At 49.6% G+C, this 13,114-nt stretch carries 7 protein-coding genes and 1 tRNA gene; 6 read left to right on the forward strand and 2 right to left on the reverse strand.

Going from position 1 to position 13,114, the window contains the following annotated elements:
• Window positions 1-725: 725 nt before the first annotated feature.
• Window positions 726-2,669: an LTA synthase family protein gene (locus FHS90_RS10715; protein ID WP_182513054.1), complete on the reverse strand. Its 1,944-nt coding sequence runs from the start codon at window positions 2,667-2,669 to the stop codon at window positions 726-728.
• A 556-nt stretch (window positions 2,670-3,225) separates the two neighbouring features.
• Between FHS90_RS10715 and FHS90_RS10720 the strand changes: the two genes are divergently transcribed.
• Together FHS90_RS10720 and FHS90_RS10725 are read left to right on the forward strand one after the other, a co-directional pair.
• Window positions 3,226-3,301: transfer RNA gene (locus FHS90_RS10720), tRNA-Gly, on the forward strand.
• Window positions 3,302-3,346: 45 nt separating this feature from the next.
• Window positions 3,347-4,258 carry a hypothetical protein gene (locus FHS90_RS10725; protein WP_182513055.1) on the forward strand — a complete coding sequence of 304 codons (912 nt, stop codon included), beginning with the start codon at window positions 3,347-3,349 and terminating at the stop codon, window positions 4,256-4,258.
• A 112-nt stretch (window positions 4,259-4,370) separates the two neighbouring features.
• Here FHS90_RS10725 and FHS90_RS10730 read toward each other — a convergent pair whose 3' ends face one another.
• Window positions 4,371-4,967, reverse strand: a complete 597-nt coding sequence (locus FHS90_RS10730; RefSeq protein ID WP_082893550.1) for an RNA polymerase sigma-70 factor — start codon at window positions 4,965-4,967, stop codon at window positions 4,371-4,373.
• Window positions 4,968-5,192: 225 nt separating this feature from the next.
• Between FHS90_RS10730 and FHS90_RS10735 the strand changes: the two genes are divergently transcribed.
• From FHS90_RS10735 to FHS90_RS10750, 4 genes are all read left to right on the forward strand, one after another.
• The gene (locus FHS90_RS10735; protein ID WP_182513056.1) at window positions 5,193-6,239 is read left to right on the forward strand and encodes a FecR family protein; all 1,047 of its coding nucleotides are present in this window, start codon (window positions 5,193-5,195) and stop codon (window positions 6,237-6,239) included.
• Window positions 6,240-6,413: 174 nt separating this feature from the next.
• Entirely contained in the window at window positions 6,414-9,644 is a 3,231-nt protein-coding gene (locus FHS90_RS10740; protein WP_246386896.1) for a TonB-dependent receptor, read from the forward strand.
• A 10-nt stretch (window positions 9,645-9,654) separates the two neighbouring features.
• Window positions 9,655-11,139 (forward strand): RagB/SusD family nutrient uptake outer membrane protein, encoded by a 1,485-nt coding sequence (locus tag FHS90_RS10745; protein ID WP_066834076.1) that lies wholly within the window; start codon window positions 9,655-9,657, stop codon window positions 11,137-11,139.
• A gap of 122 nt (window positions 11,140-11,261) precedes the next feature.
• Window positions 11,262-12,977: a SusE domain-containing protein gene (locus tag FHS90_RS10750; RefSeq protein WP_182513058.1), complete on the forward strand. Its 1,716-nt coding sequence runs from the start codon at window positions 11,262-11,264 to the stop codon at window positions 12,975-12,977.
• The last annotated feature ends 137 nt before the right edge of the window (window positions 12,978-13,114 follow it).

Consider the following 13,114-nt stretch of genomic DNA (forward strand, 5'->3'; position numbering starts at 1 on the left):
GGGGCCGGGGGCGGAAGCCGTAGTAGTTTTCACACACCGCTAACAGTGCTTCTGCCCTTTTTTATCCTTCTACCTTAAAATGTCCGAAGTATTGTAGGGAAACAGGCCAGAAACAGATGGCAAAGGTAAGGTGCTTAGGTTTACTGTTTTGCCTGCTGTTGGTTTCTGGCAGTAAACCCATGGTCAAATCACGGCCCCACGGTAGGTAGTACGTGACTCGCCCTCCTACGCATTGAAGATACTCCCCTCTTGGGAGGGGTAGGGGTGGGTTTAATGCATTCCTGATTCTGTTTTACCACGTCATCATGAGCATTTTTGAGGCGGGAGCCGAAAATGGCTAGCGTAGCTACCGAAGGATCTAACGAAGACATGATTCCTTACTCCCACCACCGCTCCAGCCAAGCCTCTCCCTTTTTCTCTCCCTGCTGTTGTTTGTCACGTTGATCCTTGATGCTCAAGCTAACCAAAAGAATCAAGAAGCCCCTGACTCGCTGCCGCTCAGACAGGAGGGGCTTCGTTAAAAGGTACCACCACGCTGCCGTCCTCTGTTCCATAGCTTCTGTTGCCACTGCTGTTTTGAACCGTCCGTCCGTGCTCCTGCTAAGCTCCTCGGCGCCTTCGGCTTCTGCGTCGCCCGCTCCCGCAGGCACTGGTAAGAAAGTGTGCGTTTTTAGCCTGTTTTCAGGAAAACAGGCCGAAAACGCAAAACAATTAACAATCAGCAATTAATTAGGCTTAAGCCGATTCTCCAACATGCGGTTGTTGTACTGCTGAATGAAGGCTTTGAGCTGGTTCTCCATGGAAGTACGCACCTGGGGGAGTTGGTCTTTGAGGTTGTGCTTGAGGAGTTTGTCTTCCTGGTAATTGAAAAGGCCAAGGGTTTTGGTGCCGTCAAACTGTAGGAAATAAGGGCCGTCCATCCATTGGTAGCCGCCCTGGTAACTGATGGCGAAGTTGCCGGCCTGGGGCTGGAGCATGTTCTTCCCGAAGGAGAAGTACGGCTGGTCATAGCCCAGGTAGCCCAGCACAGTGGGCATAATGTCCAGCTGCTGCACCACTCGGTCCTGCTCTACGCCCCTGAACGTAGCATCGCCGGGGGCGAAGAACAGGAGCGGCACGGCAAAGTTCCCCCAGGCAGTCTGGTACTCCGGGTAGTAGGTGTAGGTGGCCGAGTGGTCAGCGGTAATCACGAAGAGCGTGTTGTGGTACCAGGGCTCTTTGCTGGCTTTCTCAAAAAACTTGCGCAGGGCCTGGTCTGTGTAGCCCAGGGTCTCAAAAATCTCAAACGGGCCTTTCTTGAACTTACCTTGGTAGCGGTCGGGCAGTTTGTACGGGTGGTGCGACGAGGTGGTGAACACCGCGCTCATGAACGGCTCCTTGAACGTGCTGAGTTTGCCCGCCATGAACTGCAGGAACTCCTCGTCCCAGATGCCCCACATGCCGTCAAAATCGGCATTGTTGCCGTATTCGGTCATGCCGTAGTACTGCTCCACGCCAATCAGGTTCATGAACGCGTCAAAGCCCATAGAGCCGTTGGGTGCCCCGTGGAAGAACGAGGTGTGATACCCCTTCGCCCGAAGGGTGCGCGGCAGACTCGGTAAGTCATTGCTCACATACTGGGTCAAGACAAACGGCTCTTGAATGCTGGGGATGCTGGTGAGCACAGAGGGCAGCGCGTCAATAGACTTCCGGCCGTTGGCGAAGGAGTTCCAGTACACTTTGCTGTGCCCCATGAGCGAGTCTATAAACGGCGTGAACCCGGTGTAGGTGCCGTTCTCCAGGTGTTTGTTGTAACTGCCCACGGCCTCCTTGCCCAGGCTTTCCCAGATAATGATGACCACGTTCTTAGGTTTGAACTGCACGCTGTCTGCCGGCTGGTGCACCGGGTTGTACAGCTGCGCCAATTCCTGCTCAGAAAAGTACTCCATCTTCTGGTAGCTGGTCTTGTTCAGGGTCCTGATGACCGAAAACGGGGTGTTAAGCACAATGTACATTTCCTGGGGCCGCTCCACAAACTCGCCGGCGTTGCTCAGCGTGATGGGCCGGGTGCTGTGCCGGAAACCGCCGCGCATGCCGCCAATGCACAAACCCACCACAAGCGCCGCCAGCACCAGGTTCCAGGGGTAATAAAACCAGGGGTTAAGCTTGGCCGGTTTCTCCAGCCTAATGCAGTTGTACAGCCACGCCATAAGCGCCACCAGCGCCAGCCAGAGAAGCGGGATGTACCAGAAGTCTATCAGAAAGCTAGCGGCAAACCCGCCCCAGTCCTCATTCCCGAACTCCTTGACCACGCTGCCGGTGGTGCGGCGCAGGGTAAAGCGGTAGTAGATGAAGTCAACGCAGTTGAAGGCCAGGCCCACGCTGTTGCACACCAGAAACACCCATTTTACCACTTTTTGGTACACCGGGTGGTGCCTGAACCTAAAGGGCAGGAGCAGGAGCACAATGAACAGCAGGTTGGTATAAATCACCGCCGCCAAATCAAACCGCAGGCCGCCCCACATGAGGTAGAGCAGGTCTGTCAGCGATGTCTCCACGAAGAAGCCTTGGTTGAACAGGAAAAACAGCACCCGGCAGATGCTGTACAGCAGCATGGCCACCCCCAGCGCCAGCAGCAGAAAGATATGTATGCTCTGCCGCAACTGCCACGGCCTAAAGAATTTCATCATGGGTTTCAAGACAAGTGCCGCAAAATTACGCATTTGTTTCATGCGTGAAGGAGTGAATGGTTGAATGCGTGAGGGAAGTGCGTTTTTGGCCTGTTTTGGCGAAACCAGGCCGAAAACGGAAAACAGCCTGAAGGCGTTTGGGACGATGAAATTGCCCTCACTATCAAGTAGAAGCTCTTCCGGATTTGCAATCCGGAAGCAGGTATTCAGGGGATTTGCAATCCCCGGTGCGTCACTTTTGAATTGCAAATGCCGCGGATTGCAAATCTGGAGGTTGTATACTTTGGGATTGTAAATTCCGAATAGCTGAGATAGGGTGGTGCTGCGTTCCTGTTTTCGGGCTGTTTTCCCCAAAACCGCCCGAAAACAGAAAAACCTGGCGGAAAAGAAGAAAAGTAGGGGAAAGGAGAGGACTTGCGTTTCTGGGCTCTTTTTGGGAAATTAGCCCCAGAACAGAAAAGGGGGGACCTGCGGCAGAAATGCGGGAATCTCTGAAAAAGAATCTTCGCCCCGTAGGGGAAAACCGTTCTATCTTTGTCTTCCTCTTTGAGCAAAAGCGAGAGTAGCTCAGTTGGTAGAGCATCAGCTTCCCAAGCTGAGGGCCGCGGGTTCGAATCCCGTTTCTCGCTCCATTCCCTAACCCTTATTTTGTTGGCATGTGCCGTTTGCCCCTTCTTGTGAGCCGTTGGCTTGTTCCCGTATTTGCAGGTGTCTTGCTTTTGGCCGGGTGTACCGCGCCGCGTTCAGTGATCCATTCCGGGAAGGTGACGCCGCACGGGCAGTTTAAGATAGGCGCCAACTTTGGCGGGAACGTGGCCACCGAGCCCATCAGTCAGCTCAAGGACATCACCAAGGCCGTGGTGAAAGACCTGGCTAACCGGGACTCTGTCTACTACAATGAGCAGATCAAAGCGGCCACCAAGGGCGCCATTGCCTATTCCCTGGACCCGGTGGGGCCTACTTTTGATTTTTACGTGCGGTACGGCGTGCTGCCGCGGGTTGATGTGGGTTATAAATATGCGTCTGGCGTACACGTGCTAGATGCCATGTACCAGTTCCTGGGGCCGGTGGGCACGCCGCAGAACCCCGGGCAGGGCCGTTGGTACGGCAGCGTGGGCCTGCAGTACGCGGGCCAGAGCAATGACCTGCTGGACAAGCTCTTTCTCTCAGACCTGTTCCCCATTCTGGAGTTCACCGCCCAGCGGAAGGATCTCCTGGTGCCGCTGGTGTTCAGCCGCTCCTTCGGGACAGAGGAAGAGTACGGGAACATCTCCTTCGGCGTAGCCTACAACCACACCTTTATTGAATACGGACTGCAACCCGGTAGGCTTTACGAGAAGGTGGGCGGCGGCAAAGCCGTGCGGCTGGAAGGGCTCACGCGCCAAAACAACTTCGGGTCTTACGGGTTGTTTGTGAACGCCAAGATTGGCGCGCGCCGCGTGTACCTGTTGCCCGCGCTGGCTGTGTACTACCAGAACTACGGCACCTATGAACTGCTGGAAGGCGAGACGCACAGTTTCTCAGGCGTAACCCTGGTGCCGTCTTTGGGGCTGCAGATTGGCCTGGGCAAAGGCAAGGTTGGTAAGTAATAAGTGTTTTGCGTTTCCGGGCTGTTTTTCTGAAAACAGCCCGGAAACAGAATATAGGTATTCTGCCAGAAGAAAAAATTGGTAGGTTCAAAAGGAAGATACTCACCACGTGTTACCTAAGTAGGTAGGCGTAGGCCAGCAGGAACAGGTACACAATATCATAATTCTTGAACTTCTCACGCAGCATCTTCAGGGCTTTGTTGAGATGGTTTTCTATGTTGCTGTTGCTGGTATTCAGGGCTGCGGCAATCTCAGTGTTACTCAATCCCTCTGTGCGGCTCATGGTAAACACTTGCCTGCGCACGGGGGGCATAGAGGCGCAGGCTTCTTCAAACAACTGCATTAGTTCTTGATGCTCCAGCGCAGTCTGGGTAGTGTTCTCTGCTACCGCCCCGTAGGTGGCAAGGTACTGGCTGAAGGCCGTTTCATACACACGGTGGCGGATCTTGTTGTAGACCAGGTTCTTGGCAACTTTGAAGAGGTATCCATCTAAGTTCTGGAAGGGGTCAAGGGCGGCCCTGCGATCCCAAATTTTCACAAACACATCCTGCACAATCTCCTCTGCTTCTTCGCGGCTTTGCACCAGTTTGTACGCAAAGGTGTAAAGCTTGGGAGCCAAAGCACGGTACACGCGCTCAAAGGCAGCCACATCACCAGTGGTGATAGCCTCAATATCTGCCTTGTGTCTGTCTTTGGTTTCTACCTGCATGGTTGCCTGTCATAGTGTAGGTGCAACGCTTCCTGTACATCCTGAGCCCCAGCCTTTTGGAAGTGACTATTTGCTGTTTAAGAAAAACATAAAATAGTACCGATAAATATAGATGGTTTTATAGAAAAAACAAAAAGTAAAGATTTTGTTAAAAATAGTTAAAGTTTGAGGTGGTGCAACAGGGGTTTCATGTGTAATGATTGAAAGCACCAATACCAGTACCCCATGAACCAGCACCTTCTTGATAAGTTCTACCAAGGCGAATGCACCCCAGAGGAGGTGAAAGAGGTGTTAGCGTGGTTTAAATCTCAGGAGCCGTCACAAGAGCAAGAGCAGCATCTGGCCCAGGAGTGGGAAAAGGCAGAACAGAATAAAGTGGAAGTGGACAGTTTACTTGATGTTGACAAAACATGGCGTTCTGTAGAAGCATCTATTCTCAGCGAAACAGAAAGTGTAGGAGACGAAGCACGGGTGTTGCCGCTTAGGGGAACGCCTTGGGTTAAGTGGATGAAGGTGGCTGCCTCTGTCTTGCTTCCCTTGGGCTTGTTGGGGCTGGTGGCCTTATGGTATTTCAACACCACTCCTGCTGGTAAGCTCATGACTATGCAGACAGCCCCTGGAGAGCGTAAGACGGTGCAGTTGGAAGATGGTTCTACTATCATACTACAGTCAGGGAGCCAGGTGACGTATAGACAGCCTTTTGCAGCTGACCGCAGAGATATCACTTTAGAGGGGGAGGCCTTTTTTCAAGTGGCCAAAGACAAGCGGCGGCCCTTTGTGGTGAAGTCTGGTGCCATCTACACCCAGGCACTGGGTACCTCATTCAACATCAAATACCTTCCAAATGACACAGCCACTTCAGTGGCATTGGCTACGGGGCTGGTGAAGATCAGCCAAGACCAGAACCACTCAAGGGTGCAACTAGCTCATCTGGTGCCTGGAGAGCAGTTACAGTTTAACCGTGACAACCAGCAACACCGAGTTTCTACTTTTGAGCGCCGCGAGGTATTAAGCTGGAAAGACGGTGTGCTATACTTCAAAAAGGCCAGCCTAGGCGAAGTGGTACAGAAGATAGAGCAATGGTACGGTGTAGAGGTGGCGGTAACTGGCCTAAAGCCAGAGAAGATGAAAGAATGGAGTTATACGGGCGAATACACAGACCAAAGCCTGCCCCAAGTGCTGGAGGGAATAGGCTTTGTCAAACAGTTTTCTTTTAAAATACAGGACAACCATGTCCGGCTAAACTTCACAGCTCCTATGCCTATGAAATAGAAGGAAAGATTTTTAACAGGTAGACCACCGGGTGGCCTACCTGTCATTACCTCTACAGTTTGATGTTGGCGCATCTGGCTGTGGGAAAGAGGCAGTTAATCAGTTACTAAAAAACACTCCCAATATATGGAAAAAAACCTTTACTGCTTGTTAAAAGGAGTAACCGGGAGAGCTTTGGCTGTATTTTTTATACACTTAGCTTTCTTCTCCTCTGTTTCAGCGGCTCCTGCTGAAGCAACTTCCAATACCATTCAAAAGACTAAAATTACCCTTTCTATCACCAACGGCACCCTGCAGGACTTCTTCAGAAAGGTAGAGTCAGAGACACTCTTTAAATTCACTTTTGATGAAAATGAAGTTCCCCGTCAGGCCAAAGTGACGGTACATGCCAAGAATGAGCCGTTAGACAAGGTGCTGGACAAAGTGGCCATAACCACAGATCTGGAGTTCAAGCAGGTAAATAATAACATTCATGTTAGACCTAAAAAAGCTAGAGAACAAGGCCCTAAGGCTTCTTTGGAAGTTTTGGAGCAGAACTCCTTCAAACTGTCTGGGAAAGTTACTGATGAAAATGGGGCAGGTCTCCCAGGGGTAACCATCTCTTTGAAAGGCACCACCAATGCAACCTCATCAGACGTGAGTGGGGCATTTTCAATGACACTTCCTTCTGGAAGTGGCACCTTAGTGTTTTCCTACATAGGGTATATCAACCAGGAAGTAGCCATTGAGAATAGAAGTGTTGTCAATGTAGCGCTTGCTCCTGATACCAAAGCCCTGCAAGAGGTGGTAGTGGTAGGGTATGGTACGCAGCAACGGGCTGATATTACTGGCTCAGTGGCCGTGATCAATGAGGAAGTATTTGAAGCTAGACCCAACACACAAGTTGGTAACCTTATTCAGGGGAAAGCCGCTGGGGTTCAGGTTTTGACCAACTCTGGCAAGCCGTCTGCGGGGTTCAACATCCGTATACGGGGAACGGGCTCTTTATCTGCCAGCAGTGATCCATTATATGTGATTGACGGGGTGCCTACTTCAGATACCAGAAGCTTAAACCCCGCAGATATTGAAAGTATTTCTGTTTTGAAAGATGCTTCTTCAGCCGCTATTTATGGTGCACAAGGTGCCAATGGGGTAGTATTAATCACTACTAAAAGAGGAACCTCAGAGAAGCCAAGGTTTGAATTCAGCACATACGCAGGCTTCTCCCAAGTTTGGAAGACACTAGAAGTACTCAACGCAGAGCAGTACAGAGATTTGATGACTGAGCTGGGGCAGAACACAGACTGGAATCGCTATACTGGGAATACAGATTGGCAGAAAGAGGTTTTTCAGAACGGAAGCTCCCTCAACTACCAATTGTCAGTTTCTGGTAAAACAGATAAAACCAACTACTACCTCTCTGGCGGTTGGGTAAAGCAGAATGGCGCCGTGCGCAGCTCTACCATGGACAGAGCCAGCTTTAAAGTTAACCTTGATCAAAAGTTAAACGACTGGCTCAACGTAGGTGCCAACTTAAGCTATGTACGCTACCATGATGTTGACGTGGCAGATAATCAGGCAGTAAACCAAGGCGGTGTTATCTTGGGAGTTTTGTCTACGCCTCCGGCTATTGGCATTTACAACCCAGACGGTACGTTTACCAGCAACCCATTTCAGGATTGGGAGAACCCCATCTCCTCAACTGATGGGTCTGAGCGTAGCTACAAAAATCAACGGTTGTTGGGGAGTGTGTACGGAGAGGTCAATATTTTAAATGGCCTAAAATACCGTACCAGCCTTGGGATTGACTTTGTTAATGCCACTTATGATTATTTTCTAGATCCTTTTAGAACCAGCTATGGCAGGGCTAGACAAGGTATTGGCCGCTACAATACCAATTTGACCAACTACTGGATACTGGATAACACGCTCTCCTATACTAAAACTATTGATAAACATAATTTTAGCGCAATGGTGGGTGGTGTCTTGCAGAAGTACAGATGGGAAAACTCGTCAATTGAGAGAACAGGTTTTGCCAACATAGCCGTAGAAACGCCCAATGCCGGAGCCACTATTCAATCTGCCAATGCAGACAAGGATGAAAGAGCTAACAGTTCATTCATTAGTAGGGTTACCTATGACTTTGCAGGCAAATACCTTTTAACTGCAAACTTTAGGGCAGATGCCTCCTCTTCCTTTGGGCCCGGTAACAGTATTGGTTACTTTCCTTCACTTTCAGTAGGCTGGAGACTTTCTGAGGAAAGCTTTATGCCGCTCCCAGAATTTATGAACGATCTAAAGCTCAGGTTTGGCTGGGGCATGGTTGGAAATGACAATATTGGGAATAATGCTTACCGAGGCTTAGTGGGGGTTGGGGCGAATTACCCAATTGGTGGAGTAATTTTACCAGGAACTTATCCTTCCACTATTGGGAATGATGATTTAAAATGGGAAGCCTCTAATCAAACTAATCTTGGGGTTGATTTTGCTTTTTTTAACTCCAGAATTGTATTTGTCGCAGACGCCTATCTTAAAAAGACTACCGATCTCCTCTTCAGATTGCCGCCGCCTCGGGCTACTGGATTTGACACCGGGGTAACCAATGCGGCCAAACTGGAAAACCGTGGGTTAGAGTTTCAGTTAACGACTAGAAATTTTGTAGAGGCCTTTACCTGGGATACAGACTTAAATATTTCCTTTAACAGAAACGAGGTGACAGACATTCTAGGGAAAGAACTCCTGAATGGTGGGGTAGCTGGCAGAGGTGAGATAAGTTTGACCACTGAGGGGGCACCCATTGCAAGGTTCTATGGATACCGTTTTGGTGGTGTTGACCCACAGACAGGTATGGCCTATTATGTTGACAGAAATGGGGAGAGTACGTTTTCACCAGCCCCAGATGATAGAACCATCATAGGGAACCCTAATCCGGACTTCATTTACGGTATTACCAACACCTTCACCTATAAAAACTTTGGCCTCTCTATCTTCCTGCAGGGGTCACAGGGCAATGATATTTTCAATGCCACCCGCATTGAAATGGAAAGCATGTCAGATCCCAAGAACCAAGGAATAGAAGTAGTGAACCGCTGGCGAAATCCGGGTGATGTCACCAATATCCCAAAAGCAGTTTGGGCAAACACTAACAACTCACGCCTTTCTACCCGCTTTGTAGAAGACGGTTCTTATATGAGGGTAAAGACCCTGACGTTGAGCTACAACCTGCCCAATACCCTACTCACAAAAGCAAAATTGAATTCAGTAAGGGTATATGTGACGGGTGAGAACTTACTCACCTTTACAGATTACTCAGGCTTTGATCCAGAGGTGAATGCCTTTGGTGGCAATAACTTAGTGCAGGGGGTAGATTATGGTACCTATCCGCAGACCCGAAACCTGATCTTTGGTTTGAATATTTCATTTTAATCTGCATGTCATGAGACTTAAAAAAATAGCAGCATATATAACGGCAGGAGTTTTTCTTGGAGGATTGCCTGCCTGTGAAAGCTTTGTAGATCTTGAGCCAATTTCCAGTCAGACCCAAGACAATGCCTACAGAACAGCCGGTGACGCTGAGGCGGCCTTAGTTGGTGTCTATGAATCCTTTCAGGCAGAGTATTACATCTGGGACAACCTGGTTTTCAGTGAGATTCTCTCTGATAATTACTACGCAGGTGGTGATAATGCTGAAATCTTTGCGGTAGATAACCTGGATATTACCCCCACCAACAGCCGTCTCTGGAATAACTGGAGCCAGATTTACAACGCTATTGCCAAAGCAAACGTGGTGCTGCAGAAGGTACCTGAAATCACAGATCCTAGACTGACTGACAATCGCAAGGCACAGATTTTGGGTGAGGCGGCTTTCTTACGCGCGTATCATTATTTCCAATTGGTGAAACTGTGGGGTGGGGTGCCGCTTATGTTGGAGCCGGTAAATTCTCTTGATCCATCAGTTACTTCAAAACCAAGAGCCACTGAAGAGGACGTATACAACCAGATTGTAACAGATTTGACCTTTGCGCTAGACAACCGGCTGCCAGACACCTATGGCGGAGAGGCCAGTGTAAATAAGGCCCGGGCCACCCGTGGGGCCGCCAACGCCCTTATGGCGAAAGTGTGGGCGCAGAGACCTACCCGAGACTATAATAAAGTGCTGCAGTACGCCAATGAGGTGATTAGCAGCCCCACCGGTTACCAGTTGCTTGGTAATTTCAACCATCTGTTTGATGGAGCGCACTACAACAACGCTGAGTCTATCATGGAGGTACAGTTCATTGGTGGAAACGAAGCCAATTGGGGACCGCAGATGTTACTGCCGCCTTCCCTGAGCGGCGACACATGGCGCAAATTCATGACACCCTCCCATAGCCTGGTAAACGCCTATAATGCGCAAGGAGATAATATCAGAAAGAACACCACTATTCTGTTTGAGAATGCCCCGTGGTCAGATGAGTTCTGGTCTGTGAATACAGGGGGTAGTGTGCCGTTTGCCTACCGCTGGAAAAGTGCCAATGGTTGGGCCAGCACCAACCGCCAGTATATTTTCAGGTTGGCAGATATCATGCTCCTAAAGGCAGAAGCCTTGAATGAGCTAAACCGCCCAGATGACGCCAAACTTGTTCTGAATGAGGTGAGGGACAGAGTAGATCTGGATCCTGTGACTGCCGTTTCTAAGGAGGATATAAAAGATGCCATCTTGAGGGAACGCCGCTTGGAACTGGCTCAGGAAGGACACCGGTGGGATGATCTGCGCCGCTATGGTGTGGCAGTTGAGGTGATGAATAATCTAAATGAAATTGACCTTCGCACCAATACCCGGAAAGACTACAATCTGGCACCACATGAGGTGTTCTTGCCTATTCCGCAGTCTGAAATCAACCGCAACCCAAATCTAAAGCAGACCTCTGGCTATAACTAGTCACTGGGCTTGAGATGAGAAACTGTTTTTGGGCTGTTTTTTGAAATACAGCCCAAAAACAGGAAAGGGTTACCAATATGCTGCTTGACCAAAGAAAGATTCATTTCTCATAAACCATCATCATGAAAAAGATAAACGTATTGTTTTATCTTCTGGGCATGCTGTTTCTGACAGGTGCCTGTGAAGAACAAGATAACATAGAGCCAATCGGCAACTGGGAGTTGAGTGCGCCCGTGCTGGCAGGGCCGGAAGAGAACTCTACCATTACCCTCAATCAAGAGGAGCCCAATACGGCCATCAGGTTTGACTGGCAAGGCGCAACCTCCAGCAAGAACTACGGGGTGACGTACCGGTTTGTAGTGGATAGTGCCGCCAACGCAGATTTCAGTACTCCTATTTTTAGTATGCACACGGGCAACGGCGGCAAGAACAGTTTCATTGAGCCTACCGCCATTGAGCTGGATCAGGCGCTTTCTGCAGCTGGGTATGATGCTAATTCAACAGTTCCATTAAAATGGGCAGTAGTGGCACAGTCACTCAGCAAGGAAATGATTTCTTCTGCCAAGTTAGTGTCTGTAAAGCGCTTCAAAAACGAGACTGCCACCTTGTATATTTCTGGGTCTGCCACTGAGAAGGGAACAGACGTAGGCCAGGCCATCATGATGCGCCCGCGCAAAGACAGCGACGGGAAGCCCACCAATGTGTTTGACGTCTATACAAAATTGACGGCAGGCGGCACTTTCCAGTTTTATAGCCAGCCAAATGTGAACTCCATAGTATTCGGCGCAGACGGGAACGGTAAAATCAAGAAGAAAGGGACAGCCATTGCCGCACCCGGTGCCGGTACGTACCGCATCACTGTTGATTTGAACAATAACACGTACAGCTTCTTGAAAATAGACAAGTGGAGTGTGGTAGGGGGGGCCTTTGCCTCTGGCTGGGGTGGAGACGAACCCCTGCAGTACCAAGGGAATGGGGTGTGGACCTCTGTTGTTGACATTGCAAAGACAGAAGGCTTTATTTTCAGGGCCAATGGAGACTGGGGCGTGGCTATGAAGCGGGTAAAGGGAACTACCAACCAACTGGTATTAGAGTCTCAGGCTGCCGCCGAAGGAAAGCAGTTTGAGGATATTCCGGCCACCGCCACCGGGAAGCATATTATTACCTTGAATCTGTCTGGCGATCAGTATACCTACTCGTTGGTGAAAGACAACAGACCTACTTCTATGCCTGATAAACTATTCTTATTGCAAGGCAGTAACGTAGTAGCTGAATTCAACATAGACGGTAACAACTTCAGTTCTACGGTTTTCCTGGCTCTTGAAAGCGATAAAGCTTACACCCTGAATTCAGCGCGTGATGGTTCTGGTACTGCGTTTACCACATCAGCCAAAATTGGAGAAACCGCCTCCCCCAATGCAGATGCGGTATCGGCAACGGTAGATTTTAGAGAAGGAACCGGTGCTATTGCCGTGGCCCGTGACCAAGCCTACCAGATCACCCTGAACTTCGCCACCAAGAAAATGACTTGGAAGTACTACAACCTAAAGCTGTTTCATTGGAACGACAACGGGGGCTGGGATGCCCGCAGTGAATACGTGATGACCTATAAGCACCCATACACCTTTGAGGGGACCCACGCCCTCAGTGCTAATTTTGACAGTAAGTTCAACTCTCCTTGGGAGGTGCAATTTGGCACAAGCAGCTCTGCTCTTACCGGTAACATGACCAATGGGGGGCCTAACTATAAAGGCATCACCCAAGCAGGTAGTTATAAAGCTACTCTTGTAGTGGGCAATGATTATAAAACCGCTCAGTATTCTTTTGTGAAGCAGTAAGCATTTGTTCTTGCAGGAGCTTTTGTACCCTAAAAGACTGGGTAAATAAGTTAAAGCTGTTTTTGACCTGTTTTCAGAAAAAGAGGCTAAAAACAGAAGAGTAGATAGTTGATTTGGTAGTCAGCGGCCGGTGCTAT

It is taken from the genome of Rufibacter ruber (assembly GCF_014138425.1).
Classification (GTDB): domain Bacteria; phylum Bacteroidota; class Bacteroidia; order Cytophagales; family Hymenobacteraceae; genus Nibribacter; species Nibribacter ruber_C.